This window comes from Polynucleobacter sp. 30F-ANTBAC (genome assembly GCF_018882385.1).
GTDB lineage: Bacteria > Pseudomonadota > Gammaproteobacteria > Burkholderiales > Burkholderiaceae > Polynucleobacter.
This window is the reverse complement of record NZ_JACVON010000001.1, coordinates 230,539-254,415: the sequence shown is the minus strand read 5'-3', so window position 1 is coordinate 254,415 and position 23,877 is coordinate 230,539. Positions and strand designations below refer to the sequence as shown.

Genomic DNA, 23,877 nt, shown 5'->3' with positions numbered 1-23,877 from the left:
TAATGCACCGCTTATTTGCCTCTTTAAAAAGACCCTTATGAAATTTCTATTTGATTTACTTCCTGTCATTCTCTTCTTTGTCGCTTTCAAGATGGCCGATATCTATGTAGCCACCGCTGTGGCAATTGCTTCTACCATTGCTCAAATTATTTACGTAGCGATTAAATATAAAAAAGTTGAAGCCATGCAATGGGCTAGCCTGGGTTTAATTGTTGTTTTTGGTGGCCTAACAATTGGTCTACAAGATAAAACCTTTATTCAATGGAAGCCCACTATTCTTTACTGGTTATTTGCAGTTGGCTTATTGGCTAGCGCACTTATCTGGAAAAAGAATCTCATTCAGACAGCTATGGGCAAGCAAATCAAGCTTAAGCCGGGGATTGGGAACAAACTATGGACTAAATTGAACTTTGCTTGGGTTATATTTTTTATCAGTATGGGCTTTCTGAATCTCTATGTAGCCTACAAATTTGATGAGGCCACATGGGTTAATTTCAAATTGTTTGGTGGTATGGGTATCTTGTTTACCTTCATCATTGCCCAAGGATTTTGGTTGAATCAGTACATGGAACAAGAGCAAGCCTAATGAATTCGATCAACTCAACTCGAATTTCTAAATTTGAAGAAGCCTTGAATCAAGCCTTACCGATTGATACTCTTCATATTGAAGATGAAAGTCATCTTCATGCAGGCCATGCTGGTGCCGAAGGTGGTGCGGGTCATTTTCGAATACACATTCAGTCCCCTGCTTTTAAAGGATTAAACAGAGTCCAGCAACACCGCCTAGTGTATGATGCTTTATCCGCATGGATACCATATGAGATCCATGCTTTAGCGATTATTACTAACTAAACTACTATTATGAAACTATCCAAAATTGCTCTCTCAATTGCTCTCTCAATGGCCATATCTGGTCCAGTGTTCGCTCAAAATGCTGCAGTGGTGAACGGCAAATCAATTCCCAAAGCCAAGCTCGATAAAATGCTTGAAAGCTCCGGCCAAGCTAATAATCCCGAGCTTAGAGAGCGTGCTCGCGATATGTTGATTACGCGCGAGTTGATCAATCAAGAGGCTATTAAAACAGGCGTTATTGCCAACCCAGTTGTGCAAGAACAATTAGAAGAAGCCCGCTTAAATGTTTTGGTTGGTGCTGTTTTTGAGGATTACATTAAGCGCGATGGTGTGAGCGATGCAGAATTAAAAGCCGCATACGACCAGATTAAGGGGCAATTTGAAGGAAAAGAATACAGAGCTCGCCATATTTTGGTTGAAAAAGAATCCGATGCTAAAGCTCTTATTGCGAAGATCAAAGCGGGTGAAAAGTTTGATGAACTAGCGAAAGCCAACTCTAAGGATCCAGGTTCTGCTGTTAAAGGTGGAGATTTGGATTGGATGAGCCCTCAATCATTAGTGCCAGAGTTTTCAAAAGCCATGGTAGCCCTATCAAAGGGTTCAATGACTGATAAACCTGTAAAAACTCAGTATGGTTTTCATATTATTCAATTAGATGATGTTCGTGAGATCAAGGTACCGACCATGGCTGAGGTAAAGCCACAGTTGATTGAAATGATGAGTCAAGATCAGAACTGGCAACGCTCTAAGTTCAATGAGATGATTGAAAAGCTTAAAGCGAAAGCAAAAGTAAAATAATTAAAAAATTTAATTCTATATAAAAAAACCCACCAAATAACTGGTGGGTTTTTTTATATCTCTCCGATATTAATCACAACAGAAAAGTAAAAGCCATATAAAACTTAGGATTTTTTAAGGTCGCCTTTAATAATGCCGCCACGCTGAATGGTGATAGAAGAGTAAGTTACGTTACCATCCACAATTGATCTACCGCCCACAATGATGTCTGAGCAGCTAACATTACCCGCCAATTTACCTTTAACGTTAATAGATTTTGCAGTAATCGTTCCAGAAACTGATCCAGTAACACCAACGATTAAGCTATCAACAGAAACCTGCCCAACAATCGATCCATCAACAGTTAATGACCCATTTGATTTAATATCGCCATTGAAATCAAAACCTTCACTAATCATCGACGGTTTAAGATTACGGATTTGTGATGAATCGACATCACTTACTTCAGAAGCTTCAGTTTCAGCAGAAACTTGATTAAAACTCTCATCAGACTGAATTTTTGACTCATCTTCATTTTTTCTACTAAACATGATTCAACCTCGATTAGTAGTTGCTGCCTGATGGCGCATCTGTTTTGACCATGGTGCCTTGAATGTCACCACCTTTTTCAATTTCTAACTCAACATAAGTGATATTGCCACTTACTCTGCCGGTTGAGCGAATCAGCAATGATTTCTTAGACGTAATTTCTTGATGAATTTCACCTCTCACATCTATGATATCTGCAGAAACAGTACCTTTAACCACACCTGTAGCACCAATCAAAATTTCTCTAGCGGTCAATTCGCCATTAACAGTTCCAGAAATAAAGGCGATGTCAGGTACCGAAAAGTTACCAGATAAAGAGACACCTTCGCCAACTGTTAAACAACCATTTTGATTCTGATCAGACATAATTCCCCCATTTTATTTAGATATAAAAGACTAAATATTTACCTTTTTAGTAGCTTTTTTCACCATTAATCCAACAATCTCAGCGCCAGGTTCAATGCCGAGCTCCGCATAACTTACATCACCATTTACTACTGCTTTTTCATGAAGCTCCACGCGTTCAGCTCCATAAACGTTACCTTCAACGTAACCGCCAATTAAAATTCTATAGGCTGTGATATCGCCGTAAATTTTAGCCGATTCACCTAACGCAATTGTAATATCAACAACTCCAGGTGGAGTCTCAACATTACCGTAAACAATGCCATCAATACGAATACTTTTATTGGCTACTAAGCGCCCGTGTATTTCTGACCCAGCACCAATCATTGAGTCAAAAGTCTCAATACTTGGCATTAATAACTGCGTTCTTTTCTTTCGACCAAAAATCACTATGTCTTCCAAAAGGTTTTTTAAAATAAGCGAATGATTAGCAAAGTTAATCTTGAAACGAATGTCATTTTACTATTGACGAAATAAAATTAACTTATAAAAATCATATTCTTATGAGGAATTTACAAAAAAGCCTTATAAAAGAACTTATTGGGCATCTGAGGATAAAGAAAAATCAGTGACGGGGTCAGGATCAGGAGACGGTAATAAGGACTTTTTTAACATCTCACCATAGAATTCAGCACCATGCTCAATGCCAATCAAACCGTAATGAATATCTCCCCTAACCCGTGAAGTTTCAAATAAATCACATCGTTCTTTGGCGTAAATATTCCCATCTATTTTTCCATTAACCAAAATACGGTGGGCATGAAGATCACCAATCACAGTGCCATCATGAGCAATATGGACAGTAACTTCAGAATTTGGTTGAGCTTCAATAGAGCCTTGAATTTCACCATCAATTCTAACGCTATCACTAATGACGAGACGGCCGTAAATCTGGGTACTTGATCCTATTAGTGTTTCAAATGACTCCCCAGGGATATCTTGAATCATTTTTTTACTTTTTCCTAACAAGCCCAAAGTTAGCTCCTAAGCAGTCAACATAGTGGATATCTAATTTATGCCTTTAAATAGACCTGAACAATTAGCTCTTCAGGGAACGTATGACCAATAAATTATTTTTTGGCTGTTGATAAAGTAACAAAAGATAGTTTAGTGACGCCATTTGCTTGAGCTATAGCCATAATTTCAGCAATTCGGCCATAAGTTACAGTTTTATCTGCATTGATCTGCAGCTGTACTTTTGGGTCCTTAGATAATAGATTCAACTCTTTTGCGAGTGATAAATCATCAACTAACTGGTTATCTAAAGTTGCCTGCCCATTAGCTGAGATAAATAATTGGATATTCTTGGCTTGCTCTTGTTGAGAAACCGCTTGTGTTTTCGGTAAGTTAACCTTGATTGATTGAGGGACAATTAACGGGGCAGTAACAATAAAGATCACTAACAGAACCAACATCACATCCACTAAAGGTGTGACGTTCAATTCAGCCATTAATCCATCTTCACTTTTTTGAGAGCTTAAAGACATGAATTAATGATCACTTTGAGGTAATTTGTTTACATGCCAAGCGTAAAAATGAATCTGAAAACCCATCAAGTTCAGTAATCCAAATCTTCATCTTACGTAAAAAATAGTTATAAAAAAGCACAGCAGGAAGAGCTGCTGCAATACCAATGGCTGTTGCTATGAGTGCCTCACCAATGGGTCCAGCCACAATATCAATACTGGCTTGGCCACTTGCGCTAATCTCTTGCAGGGCCACCATGATGCCCCATACAGTTCCAAATAGACCTATAAAAGGTGCCGTAGAACCAATGGATGCCAACTCAGCCATCCCTTTTTCTTGAGTGCGAAGAATCTTTTGAATCTCTTGGTGTATTGGACGCTCAAGAATATCATGGGCATCTCCCATGTATTTAAGAGAACTTGGGTTTTTCTCATAATCTTTTAATTCAGCAATTCCAACTTTAGCTAATTTAGCAAATTCACAATTATTTTCTTCAATAATCTGCAGCCCATCATCCCAGTCGACAGCATTCCAAAACCGACTTTGAAATAATTGATTAGATTCAGTTAATCTTTTGAATTGTTTTATTTTCACTACCGCTATCGTCCACGTGAAGACGGATAAAAAAATAAGGATCAGTAATACTGCATTAACAATGAAAGAATTCATCTTATCTATTCTTAAGGTTGAAATTAATTGGGATGCGGACCACTTGAGGCACTACCACGCCATCTTTTTTAGCTGGTATAAATTGCCACTGTTTCACGGCTTGTAAAGCAGACTGATCAAGCATGTCTTGACCGCTTGAGGACTCTATAGTTACCCTTCCAGCTTTACCATTAGGAAGAACCTCTACAATGATACCGACCTTCCCCTCAATGCGCATTTTGACAGCTAATGGTGGGTAAGGTGGCTTAGGATTATTCAAATAGGAGGCTTTGTAATCAGCATCTGAAGTAAGAGCTGCAGCCGGCCCTGATGAGGAACTAATAGAGCCAGCTTGGGATACTTGGGTTAAATCCTTAACTTGAGTACCCTCTTCATCTTTAGGCAAAACTTTTTCTACTCTTTTCTTCTCAATGGCTTGTTGCTGGGAGGTGCTATTTTTATCGCCACCAGAGGAAGGTGCCAATACAGATAGTTCAATAGTAATATCAGGGGTTTTTTTAAAACTAAATTTTGGCAATCCTAAAAGAGCAATCAACCCAATAATAATGTGAACACCTAGAACCCATTTAAAAACTTGAATAAAGTTTTTGGTGTAATTTGAATTGGCAATTAATTTAATCATAATCCTGCCAATTAAAAGCCAAATTGACAGTCAGAAAGATCATTGTTAGTGTCACACTTTAAATTATTACTTGGCTCGATATCGCCAACATTTACCTCAGCATCAACAGAGTCATTTGTTTCATCTTTAAATACAGCCATACGTAATAATTTATTAGAGAGAACACCTGCTGAAATATCATTAGATGGCACGTCGCGAAGCACATCAGCAAGGCGAATCAATCCTGAGCCAGCGCTTAACTCTGGTGGATTTGAGAAAGCATAATCCAAGCTAATACCTACTCGCATGCTATAGGCAGTTGTCAAAATACGAATTACGCCACCATCCGAAGCCATTGTTATAGGCGCATCGCCGGTAACCTCAAACATATTTGTTTGGTATCGCTGATCAGCCACTGTTCTAATGCTGCCTCCGACTTTAATCGTACCCCTATCAGTCGGAGCTAAAGCACCTTCAAGATATTGAATCGTTCTAGCACTAACTGAAAATAACTTGCGTTCAGCGCCAATTGTTGATTCGAAGATGATTTCCGCATCTTGATTTTGTGATCTCGCTATAGCTATCGTCACCAACGAATGTGTGCCATCAATTACATCATTCACAGCACCATTAAAACGAATTGTAGGGTCTACAGATATGAGTGTTCTAATCAAATCAGGGTTACTCTCTTTTACATAGCTAGGATTAAATGCACTGTATCCGTCGGTGCCAGAGAGATTCCAATTCACTTGGTTATGAACCAATGTATTTTGAACACTGCCGATATTAATACTGTTTGCCGTGTAATCTTGAAGGTTTTTAGTGCTCACATCGGCAAATAAATTGATGTCATTGCCAGCGATAACTCGTAATTCATTAATTAAGCCATTATTGTCAATCGTTGCATTGATAGTTCTATTAACGCCAGGCGCAGTACCAATATCATTAGCAATAGTTGCATCTACAACAGCTTCAATAGACAAATTATGATTTCCAGATCCAGGCGCACTAAATGTTTTTCTGGCTAGGATTAAATTATTTCCAAGCAAAGAACTATTGCCTATTAATACAATTTCAGACTGACCCGTCCAAATTTGATCGCCAGTTGTTCTGATGGATCCATGCAACATCAGGTTTCCACCGACGTTAATTGAATTGGCATCCAAAGTTCCGAATAATCTAAGTGCTCCATTATTGGTTAATAAACCAATATAACCAGACACAGTGAGATTGGTATTTCCAACAACAGTAGCATTCTGAATATTAAATGCGCCATCACTCTGCGTGTAATCTCCAGCAACTGTCATCACATTACCAGAAAGTTCACCCACTTGCGTGTAAGAACCACCTACATTAAATGTTCCAAAAATAGCATGACCTGTAAGATTGGCGTTGCCGGATACAGTGATTGATTCTGCTGTCACAGGACCATTTTGAACATAATTTCCAGCAGTATTCAATGTTCCAATAGTTGCCACACCATCAATATTAGTATTGGCACTTACGCTTATAGTGCCTGCTATCAAATTACCAAGTTGTAAATAAGAGCCACGGGTATTTAGTGTCGCAAGTGCAGCATTACCTGTAATACGTATATTTTTATCCCCTCCATTTAATACATCCCTAGAGTCAATTAGCGAACCTATTAAATGAATATCATTTGTAAATGTGAAGGCTTCTCGGTAAAGCTGAATACCGGTTGTATGAATTAAGGCGCTTGAACTAGCTATTGTTCCAACGCCATTATTAGCTGTATCCGTTTGAATACTTGCAGCATAGAAAGTGCTATTGAGCTGAGTTAATCCAGAACTATTTAGCGCAACACTACCTAAGAATGCATTGCTATTGCCAACGCCATTTAAGGTTATTGCTCCACTACCCGTAGACACAGTTAAGTCGTTGTTAGTTCCAACAATTCTATTTGCAAATGTAATATCTGCGTTATTAGTTATGATAGAACTATTACCAGTCAAGGTGATCTGATTGCTAATACTCCAGGGCTGGGTGTTCAAAATACTAATAGCACCATTAAGATTGATATCGCCACCAACAGTTAAAGTTTGAGCGGTCAAGTTACCAACTTGGTTGTAATCACCACTGACTGACCAGTTAGTAATATTCGTGATTGCTCCTAGGGCAATGCTATGGCCATTGATAGCTAGATCATAATCACTACCATTTAGTGTTGAACTTGTAGTGATTGTCGCTCCAGTCAAAGTACGGTTACCACCAGAAATAGTCACAGCGCCAGTGTAGGTCTGAGTACCTGAGCTTGTAATATCAGCGCCTAGGTTGGATGTACCAGAAACCTCGAAGTTAGAAACATTCGTGATTGCTCCATCTACATCGGCATTACCGGTGATCGTCAAGTTAAAGCCGCCACCGTTAATAGTTGATACGTTATTCACTGTTGAACCAGCTAACTCCGTTGCAGAACCTAATGTCATTGCTTCGCGGTAAGTCTGAGTGCCTGTTGTTTTAACTAAGCCGCCGTTGATCACAATCGTACCCGCACCAGTGCCGCTTGAATCCGTCTGAATGCTGGCTGCGTAAACAGGACCACCTAAAGTCGTTGTTCCAGAGCTATTGAGAACAACATCTCCTAAGTAAGCTGCATTAGTACCCACATTAGCTAGGGTAATCGCCCCGCCACCTGTCGATACTGTTAGGTTTTGAGCTGAGCCAGTGATAGCGCCCACCAATGTGATGTTGCTATTGCTTGAAGTTAACACCACATCGGAGCTTAAAGCCACCGCACCAGCATAAGTTTGAGCACCCGTTGTGGTGATGTTATTTGCAAGAATCGAGTCTCCACTAACGGTTAAGCTCGACACACCTGCAGAATTGGTAATGCTATTGCCAGATGACATTGTCAAACTAGCTACTGTTTGAGCAACTTGCAGATCCCATACCGCTGAATTGCTCATCAGAACATCCGCTGTAGTTGCTAAGCTACCTGTTAAAGCCAATGTGCCGCCATGGAGATATGTATCTCCTGAGTATGTATTAGCACCTGAGAAAGTTTGGTGACCTGAACTTAATGTCACATCGCCGTTGCCATCGATAACGCCAGCAAAGTTATCGTTCGCCGCCGTTAAGATCAAGTCTTGGTTGCCAAGGCTCACTAAACCAGTATTTGCACCACTTAAACTCTTAATATTGATAGCGGATGATGCTGCGCTGATATCCAATGTACCGTTGGCAACCAATTTAGAAGATTCAGCTATTGAGCCAGAGCCACTTAAAGATAATGTGCCATTGGTGATGGTGGTCATACCGGAATATGTATTAGCGCCTGATAGAGTCTGAGAACCATCCACCAATGCTAAGGAACCGATCCCGCTAATCACACCGCTAAAGGTATCGTTTGCTGCTGTCAAACTCAATGCTTTAGAACCTAAAACAACTGATCCAGAACCAGATAAGCTCTTGATTGATGCAGAGCTTGTCGCACCACTGATATCCAATAGGCCGTCAGCAATAACTTTGGCAGAATCAGCAATGGCGCCATCGCCTATTAAAGCTAATATACCGCTACTTACAGTTGTCACACCAGTGTAGGTATTAACACCTGAAAGAGCAACCGTACCTAAGCCGGTCTTCGTTAAGTTATAAGCACCGGAGATCACACCTGACAGAGTTAAAGTGTCATCCATGTTGGTGGCAGATACGGTACTGTGAGCCGTTAAGGTGATGTCGCCAGCCAAACTGCTAGTCACATCTTTAATGGTGCCGCCCGCTAAAGTAATCGCTTCTGCACCAACCGCCACATTGTAAAGATCCAGTGTGGCACCGCTAGCGATAGTCGTACCAGTTAATGTTGAACCAAGACCATGGTCATGAGTCACTATGGCTGTACCAGTGTTAATGGTTGTGGCTCCAGTGTAGGTGTTATTACCAGCCAAAATTAAATAACCAGGTTCATTTTTAATCAATGAACCTGAGCCACCAATTGAACCATTCAATGTCATATAGTAGTGGTTCACTAAAATGTTACTGCCTGTTAAGGTGATATGACCATTAAAGATCTCACCATAACCATTGGTACCCTGTAATGTTGCGTTATTCAGAACAATGTCATTTGCTAGGGTGGCATGATCCAACCATAACGTTGTGCCACTGTTAGCCGTAATCAAACCAGTACCGAATGTCGTAGTTAGCTCACTGCCTTCACCACCAAATAAAACCCCCTCATGAATGACCGTGCCACCGCTATAGGTGTTTTGACCTGTCAGAGACAAACGAGCACTGCCCACTTTGATCAAGCTACCTGCGCCAGAAATCACGCCACTGAATGTTGTGTCGGATGTTGAACCAGAGGTCAATGTGTAACTATTAAGATTAATTGCACCAGATCCTTCAATTGAGGCAACTCTATCGCCTGCCCCCAAGCTGTAAATAGCATCGGCAGCAACTATTACCGCTGTACTATCTGACAAGCTTCCGCTAACAAAAAGCGTGCCATCGGTAATGGTTGTTAAACCGGAATAGGTATTGTCACCAGAAAGTGTTAATACGCCAGTGCCTGATTTTTCAAAATCACCCGTTCCTGAAATCACACCACTGAAATTGGTATCTGAAGCTGTATTCGACGTTAATGTGTAACTGTTAAGATCTATCCAGCCAGTACCAGATATTGAAGCAATCGTGTCGCTTGCGCCCAAGGTGTAAATAGCTCCTCCGGCTACTATCATGTCTGTCAGATCTGACAAACTACCAGTCACGGTTAATTTTCCCGCATTAACCGTTGTTGAGCCACTATACGTATTAATGCCTGATAACACCAAATCATTGCTGCCGGTTTTTATCAAGATACCATTGCCTGACAAGACCCCACTGAACTCTTGATCGGCATTCGTATCAACCAAGAAAACACCTTCATTGGCAATACTGTTGGCATAGTTGCCATTACCCAATGTGCCGGTTAATAAAAGTGTGCCGCCTTGAATCGTTGTTGCACCTGAGTAGGTGTTAGAACCAGCTAATCGTAAAGTTCCATTCAGATCACCACCATTAGCTAGCAAGCTTAATGAGCCTGCACCGGTGACACTACCAAGCACGGCAATCGTTCCACCATTATTAACCTGGATAACGTTATTGCCCAAGATTGTGATACCTCGATTAGCGTCAAAGGTGATATTGGCTCCGTTATAGTTAAACAGTGAACCGTTATTGAATGTCAGTTGATCCGCCACAAAAGACCCTGGTGCAGCACCCAGATTGCCATCTGATCCGATGTAGAGATAACCATCAGAAATGCTTGTTTTACCTGTGTAGGTGTTATTGCCCGATAGGATGATAGTCTTAGGCCCTGTTTTAATGAAGCTTCCGCTTCCAGAAATAATTCCGCTGAACTCTTGAATGGCCGAGGTGTTAACGCTCAAGATACCGTCATTAGCTATATCGCCTTGATAGTTCCCACCAGCTAGAGTGCCAGTGATACTTAAGGTTCCGGCACCAATTGCTGTGTCACCACTGAAAGTACTATCGCCTGAAAGAATGAGTGTTCCTGCTCCTAATTTAATTAGATCGCCAGAACCACCTACACTATTAGCAATCGTTAAGTTACTTGGTAAGTTAAAGATAAGTGTGGCGTTATTAGTAACCACACCTGAACCCAAGTACCCAAGCATATTGCCATCACCTATTTGCAATGTGCCTGCTGAAATCGTGGTGACTGTCGAGCCATTTGAGCTACCTATGAGAGTCACTTTATGCACCCCCACCTTGGTTATTGAATAGGCGCCTGTCAATGAGCCACTTAAGATGTAATCACCAGAACCGCCCAAGACAACATCACTAGCTAAAGTAATGGAGCCAATGTATTTGGCAGAACTTATCACACCATTAACAACTGTATTAGCAGCACTGTTAATCAAAGAACCAGATTGACTGATTCCAGAACCATGGAGTGTCAATGGATTGGCTTGGGTCATCACGATATTATTGAGATCGAGTACCGCACCACTAGCCACTGTCACAGTGCTTGATGCATCGCCAAGAGCTGCAGCACTACCAATCTTAATCGTGCCCGCATTAATGCTGGTTCCACCTGTATAGACATTTGTGCCAGATAGTGTCAATGTGGCTGAACCCTCTTTCACCAAGGAACCAGATCCACTCATCTCACCGCTGTAGTTTGTGGATGAGGTCCCGTCAAGAGTGAGCGTGTTGCTATTCAATATGACATTGCCTGCCCCAGCCAAGGATGCAATAGTGTCACTTGCACCTAAGTCGTAAATAGCACCTGAAGCTACCGTTAGGTCAGTGTTGTGATGAAGGGATCCTGTCACACGCAATATGCCAGCACTAATGTTGGTGTCACCAGTATAGGTATTGGTACCTGAAAGAACTAAACCCCCTGCCCCAATCTTAGTAATACCAAAATCAACCCCTGAAATGCCACCTGACAAGGTCAACTGTGTACCTGTGACTTCAATCGTCGCATCATCGCTTAAGGTAATAGGACCCGCTAAAGAACTTGTCCCTGATGACGTCACTAAAGTAGCAGCAGCTAAATCAATTGATTCAGCACCAATCGTCACATTTTGTAAATTTAGGGTTGCGCCATCAGCAATAGATGTGCCAGCTGCGGTTGAGCCTAAACCAGTGCTATTAGTAATAACTAAAGTGCCGCCGTTGATTAGCGTCATACCTGTATAGGTATTAGCACCTGAGAAAGTTTGGTGACCTGAACTTAATGTCACATCGCCGTTGCCATCGATAACGCCAGCAAAGTTATCGTTCGCCGCCGTTAAGATCAAGTCTTGGTTGCCAAGGCTCACTAAACCAGTATTTGCACCACTTAAACTCTTAATATTGATAGCGGATGATGCTGCGCTGATATCCAATGTACCGTTGGCAACCAATTTAGAAGATTCAGCTATTGAGCCAGAGCCACTTAAAGATAATGTGCCATTGGTGATGGTGGTCATACCGGAATATGTATTAGCGCCTGATAGAGTCTGAGAACCATCCACCAATGCTAAGGAACCGATCCCGCTAATCACACCGCTAAAGGTATCGTTTGCTGCTGTCAAACTCAATGCTTTAGAACCTAAAACAACTGATCCAGAACCAGATAAGCTCTTGATTGATGCAGAGCTTGTCGCACCACTGATATCCAATAGGCCGTCAGCAATAACTTTGGCAGAATCAGCAATGGCGCCATCGCCTATTAAAGCTAATATACCGCTACTTACAGTTGTCACACCAGTGTAGGTATTAACACCTGAAAGAGCAACCGTACCTAAGCCGGTCTTCGTTAAGTTATAAGCACCGGAGATCACACCTGACAGAGTTAAAGTGTCATCCATGTTGGTGGCAGATACGGTACTGTGAGCCGTTAAGGTGATGTCGCCAGCCAAACTGCTAGTCACATCTTTAATGGTGCCGCCCGCTAAAGTAATCGCTTCTGCACCAACCGCCACATTGTAAAGATCCAGTGTGGCACCGCTAGCGATAGTCGTACCAGTTAACGTTGAACCAAGACCATGGTCATGAGTAATTATTAAAATGCCAGCTGAAATATTCGTTAAACCTGAATACGTATTATTACCGCTGAATGTAAATGTACCTCCACCAATGAGGGTTAAACCAAAGTTACCTGAAATAACTCCATTGATTCGCACAAACTGATTAGGCGCAGCTTCCAAAATACTATCGGCCGTTAGTACCATCGCGCCATTCAACGTACCATTAATGACTCTGCCACCATTTAATGCAACAGGTTCAGTCATATCAAAACTATTTAAATCTAAGGTAGCATTTGTTTTAACAATCGTGCCAGAAATCGAGGCGTCAGAACCAAGGGCATTCAAATGGCCTAGTTTGAGCATACCTGCACTAACTGTAGTAACGCCACCGTAAGTATTATTGCCATTGAGGATCAATGTGCCATTGCCAGACTTATCAAATGCAATACCTGTGCCTGAGATAAGGCCCTGAATCAAGCTATCACCGTTATTCGTGATACTCAGTATGCCGTTATTAGCAAAGTTCATGGTATTGGCAGTTAGTACATCTGTTGTGATGTCAAGCCCCATTAAACCTGCTGATCCACCAACAGCTCCTGTGAAAGTGATATCACCACCATTACCAGTTACCAATGTTAATGTTTGGGCACCATTCAGAGTACTTGCAAAGTTAATGTTGCCATTGGTTGATATCAAGCTCACATCATCAGAAATCGTTACAGTTCCGCTGAAGGATTGATTACCTGCTGTGGTGATGTCGGAACCTAAGTCTGATGCACCAGAGATAATCAAATTCGCCACATTTGTGATTGCACCATTTACATCAGCATCACCGGTGATCGTCAAGTTGAACCCACCACCATTCAATGTGGAACCATTATTAATTAATGATCCAGTTAATAGGCGATCATCACCTGAGACTATCACCGCTCCAGTGAAAGTCTGTGCCCCACTTGTTGTTACATCAGCACCAAGATTTGAGATACCTGATACAGCCAAGCTAGCTGCATGAGCAATCGCACTGTTCAAGTCCAAATTACCTGTGATCTCGATAGCGCCCAGTGCACCATTGGTGGCTCCGCCTACATCACCGTTGAACTCAACCTCGCTGATGCCAACGCTCAATGTGAGAGCGCGAGCTTCATTCGCTTCGCTATTAATCACATCGCTAAAGGTGATTGGACTATCCGTTGTTGTTAATATGCGATCAGCGCCTGAGATAGTGACTGCGCCGTTGTAAATTTGTGAACCTGATGTTGTGACATCACCTCCAAGATTTGATGTTCTAGATACAGTTAAGCTAGCCGCTTGAACGATGTCGCTGTTCAAATTCAAATTACCTGTGATATCGATTGCACCTAGAGAGCCATTGGTAGCGCCACCCACAGTACCGTTAAACTCCACCCCACTGGTACCAACAATTAATGTCAGACTGCGTGCTTGATTCGCTTCACTATTAACTATGTCACTGAAAGTAATTAGACTGTCCGTCGTTGTTAATGTGCGATCACCACCAGAAATAGTCACGGCTCCCGAGTAGGTCTGAGTACCTGAGCTTGTAATGTCAGCGCCTAAGTTGGATGTACCGGAAACTGACAAATTCGCCACATCGGTGATCGCGCCATCCACATCAGCATTACCGGTGATCGTCAAGTTAAAGCCGCCACCGTTAATAGTTGATACGTTATTCACTGTTGAACCAGCTAACTCCGTTGCAGAACCTAATGTCATTGCTTCGCGGTAAGTCTGAGTGCCTGTTGTTTTAACTAAGCCGCCGTTGATCAGAATCGTACCAGCACCAGTGCCGCTTGAATCCGTCTGAATGCTGGCTGCGTAAACAGGACCACCTAAAGTCGTTGTTCCAGAGCTATTGAGAACAACATCTCCTAGGTAAGCCACATTAGTACCCACATTAGCTAGGGTAATCGCCCCACTACCTGTCGATACTGTTAGATCTTGAGCTGAGCCAGTAATAGCGCCCACCAATGTGATGCCGCTATTGCTTGAAGTTAACACCACATCGGAGCTTAAAGCCACTGCGCCGGTATAAGTCTGAGTACCTGATGTGGTGACATCAGCACCTAGGTTCGATGTACCTGATACGCTTAAGTTAGCCACATTACTGATCGCGCCATCAATATCCGCATTACCTGTGATCGTTAAGCTGTTGCCCTCACCATCCACGGTTGAAATTATATTAATCGTTGTACCATTTAAGACAAGGTCAGCGCCAGCAATAGTCACGGCTCCCGTGTAGGTCTGAGTACCTGAGCTTGTAATGTCAGCGCCTAAGTTGGATATACCAGAAACTGACAAATTCGCCACATCGGTGATCGCGCCATCTACATCGGCATTACCGGTGATCGTCAAGTTAAAGCCGCCACCGTTAATAGTTGATACGTTATTCACTGTTGAACCAGCTAACTCCGTTGTAGCACCTAAGGTCACTGCTTCACGGTAAGTCTGAGTACCTGTTGTTTTAACTAAGCCACCGTTGATCACAATCGTACCCGCACCAGTGCCGCTTGAATCCGTCTGAATGCTGGCTGCGTAAACAGGACCACCTAAAGTCGTTGTTCCAGAGCTATTGAGAACAACATCTCCTAGGTAAGCCACATTAGTACCCACATTAGCTAGGGTAATCGCCCCACTACCTGTCGATACTGTTAGATCTTGAGCTGAGCCAGTAATAGCGCCCACCAATGTGATGCCGCTATTGCTTGAAGTTAACACCACGTCGGAGCTTAAAACCACTGCGCCGGTATAAGTCTGAGAACCTGATGTGGTGACATCAGCACCTAGGTTCGATGTACCTGATACGCTTAAGTTAGCCACATTACTGATCGCACCATCCACGCCGGCATTACCCGTGAGGGTCAAGTTAAAGCCGCCACCGTTCAATGTAGAAACATTGTTAATTGTTGAACCAGCTAATGCAGTATCAGCAGCCAAAGTCACAGCTCCCGTGTAGGTCTGAGTGCCGCTGGTTGTAATACTATTGGCTAAAGTTGATGCGCCAGTCACAGTCAAACTTGATGTACCAGTTGACTTGGTAATGCTGTTATCGCCCGCCATGGTCAAGCTAGCGATGGTTTGAGAAGCTTGTAGATCCCAAACCGCTGCATTCGTCATCACAAAATCAGTAGCAATAGCTAAGCTACCAGTTAAGGTCAATGTTCCATCATTGATAGTGGTATCACCTGTGTAGGTATTAGCACCAGACATTGTGAAATTAGCGGCACCCTCTTTGACTAATGATCCAGTTCCGCTCATCTCACCACTAAATGTCGTATTTGCACTACCAGCCACTGTCAAAGTATTGGCATTTAATGTGACATTACCCGCACCGGATAAGGATGCAATGGTAGAGCTAGCACCTAAGTTATAGGTGGCCCCACTTGCAACAGTCACTGCCGTACTGTCATTAAGAGAACCTGTGACGCTTAATGTTCCTGCTGAAACAGTCGTAGTACCGCTATAAGTGTTGGCGCCAGAAAGAGTTAAAGTTCCAGCGCTGTTATGAACCAAATTCCCAGAGCCACTAATTACGCCAGCAAAGGTTGTAGAAGAACCACTACCATTAGCAGAAATGAGTGATGGTGATGTGAATTGAATACCATAATGACCACCCCAATTTTCAAATTCATTCACCTGATAGAGCTTCACTCTAACCTTGGTGGCTGTTGCAGGAATAGCATTAGCAGCCAACGAGGTGCTTGTCCATCCACCAATAGAACCATTCAAATCAGTTGATGTAACAGTAGATCCAGCAATTAAAGTGTTCTGAGCGTTATAGAACTCCAAAATAACTCTACCCGTATCTATACCAGAAGGTCTGCCGAAGGCTGACTTGTAATCTACAGATAAAGTTAGAGAGCCTAAACTATTTAGAGTGATATCGCGATAGACATAAGAACCATCGACATAAGCGAAAGACAGGACATTAGACTCTAATGCGGGATGATTAGTTGATTGCGCTTGATTGGCTGTCAGTAGTGTCCCAGTGCTTGAAATCCAATTTGAATTAAGACCAAAGCCACTGAAATACTCATACTCACTACCGACTATAGTTAATGTATAGGTATTAAGATTGACAGATCCTGATCCAGCTAAAGACGCAATTGAATCGCTGCTTCCTAAGTTATAGGTTGCGCCTGTTGCGACTGAAACAGCTGTTGAATCAGATAATGAGCCAGTAACGTTTAATTCACCAGCATTAATAACCGTTGAACCGGTATATGTATTGTCACCACTTAGTCTTAAGACACCAGTACCTTCTTTGATTAGATTGCCAACCACAGCATTTGCATCAGCAATAACACCGTTATAAATGAGTGTTTTAGTGTCATCAATATCAAAGGTTCCACCATTAGCGCCCAGACTAATGCCACGATGACTATTCAGAGTTATATCCCCTGTCACCAATAAGGTACCGCCGTTTAAATTCAATGAATTCACCGTAGTGGAACCAGGTGCGACACCTAAGTTGTCATCAGCACTGATTGAAATCACGCCGGCATTGATGTTGGTGGCACCTGAGTATGTATTTTGACCACTTAAGATCAAAGTACCAGGACCATTTGTAGTCAAAGTGCCTGTTCCAGCCAATACGCCAGCCAAAGTATTGCTGATGCCAGATGCAGGAGCAACCGTAACACCCGTACTTGCTGTCAGAGTTGTTCCAGCGGAGGTATTTAAATTGGCAAGATTGATATCTGTGCCAGATAAAGAACCACTTGTTAGATTGAGTGAGCCACCAGTCAAAGTACTAATATTGACTGTGCCAGCCTCTGCCAAACCTGAGATATTTGAAGGGTTGAATGTGACGGTTGTGCCAGAAGGAATAACGACAGCAGATACGTTGCTTAAATCAGGCACTGCACCTCTGATGCTGTTATCACTGGTCAAGGCCCAGTTATTAGGAGTAAACCACTCACCGGTAGCGCCGCCAACCCAAGTCACGGATGATTGACGAGTGATCGTACTAGTTGAATTACCCACCAAGGTTACTTGGTAGTTATTGCCACCATTGCTATCGCTTAATGTAATAGCATCCAATGTCACTACTTTATCGCCAGCACTCACATTCTTATTGGCAAAGGTGATGGTTGCCGCTGTAATGACATCGCTATTTAATAGATGAGCACCCATCGCTGCCAAATCAGCATTGCTAGCGGTATAAGACAAATTGCCATTGTAGGCTTTGGTTACATCTGGCGCGTTGATGGAAATAGCATACTTGTTCACCGTTAATGTATTTGGAACATAAGAAATACTGTAGTTACTCAATCCAGAACCTGTTGCGGCGCTAGCAATGATTTCATCGGTATATGTACCGGCAAATTGAGTCCCTGGAACTGTGGTGTTGGTACCGTGCTTCAAGGTAATGCCACTAATACTATCAACAGATGTATCAAGACCCGACTGAGTAAAGCCGGTTGTACCTAAAACCAGTTCAGTACCATAAGTTGTTGAACGGGCATCGGCTGTAATCGTTAATACCTTTAAGGTGATCGTCACAGGAGCATTAGCGCGATTAAGTATTGGCAATTGGTAGTTTGAAGCCAAGCCACCTGAAGCATCGCTTGCATCGACTAATGTAATAGCATCAATATACTTATTAGCAGTGGCTACATTGGCGTCATTTGCTGTAGCGCCAGAATACGTGAGTGTTTCTGAGCCAACACCGGTCGTGATGGTGACTTTACCCGTTAAAGAGGTTGTACCGTCATACGTCTTAGATGCACTTAGAGCAACTGTTTTAGGATTAATCGTCACCGGCGCATTAGCACGATTCAAGGTTGGCAATTGGTAGTTAGAAGCCAAGCCACCTGAAGCATCGCTTGCATCGACCAAGGTAATGGCATCCACATACTTATTAGCAGTGGCTACATTGGCATCATTCGCTGTTGCACCAGAATAAGTAAGTGTTTCCGAGCCAACACCGGTCGTGATGGTGACTTTACCCGTTAACGAGGTCGTGCCGTCATAGGTCTTCGATGCACTTAGAGCAACTGTTTTAGGATTAATCGTCACCGGCGCATTTGCACGATCAAGAGTCGGCAATTGGTAATTTGAAGCTAAGCCACCTGAAGCATCACTTGCATCAACCAAGGTAATAGCATCTATATACTTATTAGCGGTGGCTACATTGGCGTCATTCGCTGTTGTGCCAGAATATGTGAGTGTTTCTGAGCCAACACCGGTCGTAATCGTCACCTTACCGGTTAACGAGGTTGTGCCGTCATAGGTCTTAGATGCACTTAGAGCAACTGTTTTAGGATTAATCGTCACAGGTGCATTTGCACGATTCAGCGTTGGTAATTGGTAATTTGAAGCTAAGCCACCTGAAGCATCGCTTGCATCAACCAAGGTAATAGCATCAATATACTTATTAGCAGTGGCTACATTGGCATCATTCGCTGTTGCGCCAGAATAAGTAAGTGTTTCTGAGCCAACACCGGTCGTGATGGTGACCTTACCTGTTAACGAGGTTGAACCGTCATACGTCTTATATGCACTTAGAGCAACCGTCTTAGGATTAATTGTCACGGGCGCATTAGCACGATTCAAGGTTGGCAATTGGTAGTTTGAAGCCAAGCCACCTGAAGCATCGCTTGCATCGACTAATGTAATAGCATCAATATACTTATTAGCGGTGGCTACATTGGCATCATTTGCTGTAGCGCCAGAATACGTGAGTGTTTCTGACCCAACACCAGTTGTCACGGTCACATAATTGGTCAATGAAATGTTACTGTCGTATGTTTTTTCAGCGCTTAATGTGACAGTTTTTGCATTGATCGTCACTGGTGCATTACCACGATTCAACGTTGGCAATTGGTAGTTAGTTGCAACACCACCATTGGTACCATCAGCCAAGGTAATAGCATCCACATACTTATTAGCAGTGGCTACATTGGCATCATTTGCTGTAGCGCCAGAATACGTGAGTGTTTCTGAGCCAACACCGGTCGAGATAGTGACCTTACCGGTTAACGAGGTTGTACCGTCATACGTCTTAGATGCACTTAGAGCAACTGTTTTAGGATTAATCGTCACCGGCGCATTAGCACGATTGAAGGTTGGCAATTGGTAGTTTGAAGCCAAGCCACCTGAAGCATCGCTTGCATCGACCAAGGTAATAGCATCAATATACTTATTAGCAGTGGCTACATTGGCATCATTCGCTGTTGCGCCAGAATATGTGAGTGTTTCTGAGCCAACACCGGTCGTGATGGTGACTTTACCCGTTAAAGAGGTTGTACCGTCATACGTCTTAGATGCACTTAGAGCAACTGTTTTAGGATTAATCGTCACCGGCGCATTAGCACGATTCAAGGTTGGCAATTGGTAATTTGAAGCTAAGCCACCTGAAGCATCGCTTGCATCAACCAAGGTAATGGCATCCATATACTTATTAGTAGTGGCTACATTGGCATGATTTGCTGTTGCGCCAGAATATGTGAGCGTTTCTGAGCCAACACCGGTTGTCACAGTCACATAATTGGTCAATGAAGTGTTACTGTCGTATGTTTTTTCAGCACTTAATGTGACAGTTTTTGCATTGATCGTCACGGGTGCATTAGCACGATTCAGCGTTGGCAATTGGTAGTTAGTAGCAGCACCATTGGTACCATCAACCAAGGTAATAGCGCTAATGTATTTATCAGTAGTTGCAACGTTCGCATTATTTGCTGTTGCGCCAGAATATGTGAGTGTTTCCGAGCCAACACCGGTCGTGATGGTGACTTTACCCGTTAACGAGGTCGTGCCGTCATAGGTCTTCGATGCACTTAGAGCAACTGTTTTAGGATTAATCGTCACCGGCGCATTTGCACGATTCAGCGTTGGCAATTGGTAGTTTGAAGCCAAGCCACCTGAAGCATCGCTTGCGTCGACCAATGTAATGGCATTCACATACTTATTAGCAGTGGCTACATTGGCATAATTCGCTGTTGCGCCAGAATATGTAAGTGTTTCTGAGCCAACACCGGTTGTTACAGTCACATAATTGGTCAATGAAGTGTTACTGTCGTATGTTTTTTCAGCGCTTAATGTGACAGTTTTTGCATTGATAGTCACAGGCGCATTAGCACGATTCAACGTTGGCAATTGGTAGTTAGTTGCAGCACCACCATTGGTACCATCAACCAAGGTAATAGCGCTAATGTATTTATCAGTAGTTGTAACGTTCGCATCATTTGCTGTCGCGCCAGAATATGTAAGTGTTTCTGAGCCAACACCGGTTGTCACAGTCACATAATTGGTCAATGAAGTGTTACTGTCGTATGTTTTTTCAGCGCTTAATGTGACAGTTTTTGCATTGATCGTCACAGGGGCGTTAGCGCGATTCAAAGTTGGTAATTGGTAGTTAGTTGCAACACCACCATTGGTACCATCAGCCAAGGTAATAGCATTAATATACTTGTTAGCAGTGGCTACATTGGCATCATTCGCTGTTGCGCCAGAATAAGCAAGTGTTTCTGAGCCAACACCGGTCGTGATCGTCACCTTACCGGTTAACGAGGTCGTGCCGTCATAGGTCTTAGATGCACTTAGAGCAACTGTTTTAGGATTAATCGTCACAGGTGCATTAGCACGATTCAAGCTTGGCAATTGGTAGTTTGAAGCCAAGCCACCTGAAGCATCGCTTGTATCGACCAAGGTAATGGCATCAATATACTTATTAGCAGTGGCTACATTGGCATCATTTGCTGTTGCGCCAGAATAAGTAAGTGTTTCTGAGCCAACACCGGTCGTGATGGTGACCTTACCTGTTAACGAGGTTGAACCGTCATACGTCTTAGATGCACTTAGAGCAACCGTCTTAGGATTAATTGTCACCGGCGCATTTGCACGATCAAGAGTCGGCAATTGGTAGTTAGTTGCAACACCACCATTGGTACCATCAGCCAAGGTAATAGCATTAATATACTTATTAGCAGTGGCTACATTGGCATCATTCGCTGTTGCGCCAGAATAAGTAAGTGTTTCTGAGCCAACACCGGTCGTGATCGTCACCTTACCGGTTAACGAGGTCGTGCCGTCATAGGTCTTAGATGCACTTAGAGCAACTGTTTTAGGATTAATTGTCACAGGTGCGTTAGTACGATTCAGCGCTGGTAATTGGTAGTTAGTTGCAACACCACTATTGGTACCATCAGCCAATGTAATAGCACTGATGTATTTATCAGTAGTTGCAACGTTCGCATCATTTGCAGCAGCATTGGTATAAGTCAATGTCTGTGTACCAACACCTGTTGTCACAGTCACATAATTGGTCAATGAAGTGTTACTGTCGTATGTTTTTTCAGCGCTTAATGTGACAGTTTTTGTATTGATCGTCACTGGTGCATTAGCACGATTCAAGGTTGGCAATTGGTAGTTTGAAGCCAAGCCACCTGAAGCATCGCTTGCGTCGACCAATGTAATGGCATTCACATACTTATTAGCAGTGGCTACATTGGCATCATTCGCTGTTGCGCCAGAATATGTAAGTGTTTCTGAGCCAACACCGGTTGTCACAGTCACATAATTGGTCAATGAAGTGTTACTGTCGTATGTTTTTTCAGCGCTTAATGTGACAGTTTTTGCATTGATCGTCACAGGGGCGTTAGCGCGATTCAAAGTTGGTAATTGGTAGTTAGTTGCAACACCACCATTGGTACCATCAGCCAAGGTAATAGCATTAATATACTTATTAGCAGTGGCTACATTGGCATCATTCGCTGTTGCGCCAGAATAAGTAAGTGTTTCTGAGCCAACACCGGTCGTAATCGTCACCTTACCGGTTAACGAGGTTGTACCGTCATACGTCTTAGATGCACTTAGAGCAACTGTTTTAGGATTAATTGTCACAGGTGCGTTAGTACGATTCAGCGCTGGTAATTGGTAGTTAGTTGCAACACCACTATTGGTACCATCAGCCAATGTAATAGCACTGATGTATTTATCAGTAGTTGCAACGTTCGCATCATTTGCAGCAGCATTGGTATAAGTCAATGTCTGTGTACCAACACCTGTTGTCACAGTCACATAATTGGTCAATGAAGTGTTACTGTCGTATGTTTTTTCAGCGCTTAATGTGACAGTTTTTGCATTGATCGTCACAGGCGCATTAGCACGATTCAACGTTGGTAATTGGTAGTTAGTTGCAGCACCACCATTGGTACCATTAGCTAAGGTAATAGCGCTAATGTATTTATCAGTAGTTGCAACGTTCGCATTATTTGCTGTTGCGCCAGAATAAGTAAGTGTTTCTGAGCCAACACCGGTCGTGATCGTCACCATACCGGTTAACGAGGTCGTGCCGTCATAAGTCTTAGATGCACTTAAAGTGACAGTTTTGGGGTTAACAACAAATGACTTCGCGTCACCCGCAAGGAATGAAACACCAGGCACACCAGTTAGTGCAAGTGTTGGATTTAAGGTCAGATTATATGTAGTGGCATTGAGCGTTGAGCTCAAAGTAGTACTTATATCAATTGTTCCAGTAATGCCTGCCACATTGACATTCATCGTGGTGGCACCAGCCGTAAATGTTTGAGCTGTTGTTAATGTTGATAACAATCCTGGAATATAAGATGAACCGTAGGATGAGGCGCTGGTGGAATACCAGAAGCTCAAACCACTGGCTGTACCATAAGTGCTTGATTGGCCATCAACAATCGTGACATAAATATACGGTGGAGTACCACGATAAACAACGTTATAACCAGCCGTGGTTGGCTGCGTGGTTAGTGTTGAGTAATAAGTAGCCGTGTTGTTATTAGTCTGTGCTTCAGCGTAGGCTTTTAAATCTGCACTTTCTGTCAATCCACCGGTGTAGAAGTTAGCGGCACCACCAGTGCCAACCGTGAATTCTGGTGAGTTGACCAATAAGATATTCTTAGTAATGCTACCCGCAGCCTCACCACTACCTGCTGACAACAGTAAGGCAGGAGCAGTTGCTGACTTAGAGGTGCTGGTTGTTGCAACATCTTGAGAGATGGTTAAATCACCTGTCGTTCTGATGTTGATGGCACCCCATGAAGTGATGCCATTATAAGTGCTGACACCGTCTGTGACAGAACCAATCTC

At 42.8% G+C, this 23,877-nt stretch carries 11 protein-coding genes (1 of these 11 only partly in view); 3 read left to right on the top strand and 8 right to left on the bottom strand.

The window, feature by feature from the left end; all coding sequences use genetic code 11:
* Positions 1–37 precede the first annotated feature (37 nt).
* The 3 genes from ICN28_RS01030 to ICN28_RS01020 are packed head-to-tail and all read left to right on the top strand — an operon-like array spanning position 38 to position 1,650.
* A complete protein-coding gene (locus tag ICN28_RS01030; protein WP_216285551.1) occupies positions 38–586 on the top strand; it encodes a septation protein A in 549 nt (182 codons plus the stop codon).
* The gene (locus tag ICN28_RS01025; protein WP_216285550.1) at positions 586–852 is read left to right on the top strand and encodes a BolA family transcriptional regulator; all 267 of its coding nucleotides are present in this window, start codon (positions 586–588) and stop codon (positions 850–852) included. Before ICN28_RS01030 ends, ICN28_RS01025 begins: the two co-directional genes overlap by 1 nt.
* 9 nt (positions 853–861) lie before the next feature.
* Positions 862–1,650 carry a peptidylprolyl isomerase gene (locus ICN28_RS01020; protein WP_216285549.1) on the top strand — a complete coding sequence of 263 codons (789 nt, stop codon included), beginning with the start codon at positions 862–864 and terminating at the stop codon, positions 1,648–1,650.
* Between the two features lie 104 nt (positions 1,651–1,754).
* On the opposite strand, the gene ICN28_RS01015 is transcribed toward ICN28_RS01020, so the two are convergent.
* The 8 genes from ICN28_RS01015 to ICN28_RS00980 form a co-directional block, all read right to left on the bottom strand.
* Positions 1,755–2,180, bottom strand: coding sequence for a polymer-forming cytoskeletal protein (locus tag ICN28_RS01015; protein WP_216285548.1), 426 nt, complete (start codon positions 2,178–2,180; stop codon positions 1,755–1,757).
* Between the two features lie 13 nt (positions 2,181–2,193).
* On the bottom strand, positions 2,194–2,544 hold the full coding sequence (locus tag ICN28_RS01010; RefSeq protein ID WP_216285547.1) for a polymer-forming cytoskeletal protein: 351 nt from the start codon (positions 2,542–2,544) through the stop codon (positions 2,194–2,196).
* 30 nt (positions 2,545–2,574) lie between these two features.
* On the bottom strand, positions 2,575–2,937 hold the full coding sequence (locus tag ICN28_RS01005; RefSeq protein ID WP_216285546.1) for a polymer-forming cytoskeletal protein: 363 nt from the start codon (positions 2,935–2,937) through the stop codon (positions 2,575–2,577).
* A 183-nt stretch (positions 2,938–3,120) separates the two neighbouring features.
* Entirely contained in the window at positions 3,121–3,531 is a 411-nt protein-coding gene (locus ICN28_RS01000) for a polymer-forming cytoskeletal protein (protein ID WP_216285545.1), read from the bottom strand.
* Between the two features lie 122 nt (positions 3,532–3,653).
* On the bottom strand, positions 3,654–4,070 hold the full coding sequence (locus ICN28_RS00995; protein ID WP_216285543.1) for a biopolymer transporter ExbD: 417 nt from the start codon (positions 4,068–4,070) through the stop codon (positions 3,654–3,656).
* Between the two features lie 10 nt (positions 4,071–4,080).
* Positions 4,081–4,719 carry a MotA/TolQ/ExbB proton channel family protein gene (locus ICN28_RS00990; RefSeq protein WP_216285541.1) on the bottom strand — a complete coding sequence of 213 codons (639 nt, stop codon included), beginning with the start codon at positions 4,717–4,719 and terminating at the stop codon, positions 4,081–4,083.
* A gap of 1 nt (position 4,720) precedes the next feature.
* Complete coding sequence (locus ICN28_RS00985; RefSeq protein ID WP_216285540.1) at positions 4,721–5,341, bottom strand: energy transducer TonB; 621 nt, start codon at positions 5,339–5,341, stop codon at positions 4,721–4,723.
* Between the two features lie 11 nt (positions 5,342–5,352).
* Positions 5,353–23,877 carry the 3' portion of an autotransporter-associated beta strand repeat-containing protein gene (locus ICN28_RS00980; protein WP_216285539.1) on the bottom strand. It continues 17,676 nt past the right edge of the window, so the window shows 18,525 of its 36,201 coding nt (coding positions 17,677–36,201); its start codon lies beyond the right edge, outside the window — the gene reads right to left on this strand; it ends in the stop codon at positions 5,353–5,355.

Bases quoted from the DNA above. Each gene is read 5' to 3' on its own strand.
- ICN28_RS01025 (WP_216285550.1), top strand. From the start codon at position 586: ATGAATTCGATCAACTCAACTCGAATTTCTAAATTTGAAGAAGCCTTG.
- ICN28_RS01005 (WP_216285546.1), bottom strand. From the start codon at position 2,937: ATGCCAAGTATTGAGACTTTTGACTCAATGATTGGTGCTGGGTCAGAA.
- ICN28_RS01020 (WP_216285549.1), top strand. From the start codon at position 862: ATGAAACTATCCAAAATTGCTCTCTCAATTGCTCTCTCAATGGCCATA.
- ICN28_RS00995 (WP_216285543.1), bottom strand. From the start codon at position 4,070: ATGTCTTTAAGCTCTCAAAAAAGTGAAGATGGATTAATGGCTGAATTG.
- ICN28_RS01000 (WP_216285545.1), bottom strand. From the start codon at position 3,531: ATGATTCAAGATATCCCTGGGGAGTCATTTGAAACACTAATAGGATCA.
- ICN28_RS01030 (WP_216285551.1), top strand. From the start codon at position 38: ATGAAATTTCTATTTGATTTACTTCCTGTCATTCTCTTCTTTGTCGCT.
- ICN28_RS01010 (WP_216285547.1), bottom strand. From the start codon at position 2,544: ATGTCTGATCAGAATCAAAATGGTTGTTTAACAGTTGGCGAAGGTGTC.
- ICN28_RS01015 (WP_216285548.1), bottom strand. From the start codon at position 2,180: ATGTTTAGTAGAAAAAATGAAGATGAGTCAAAAATTCAGTCTGATGAG.
- ICN28_RS00985 (WP_216285540.1), bottom strand. From the start codon at position 5,341: ATGATTAAATTAATTGCCAATTCAAATTACACCAAAAACTTTATTCAA.
- ICN28_RS00990 (WP_216285541.1), bottom strand. From the start codon at position 4,719: ATGAATTCTTTCATTGTTAATGCAGTATTACTGATCCTTATTTTTTTA.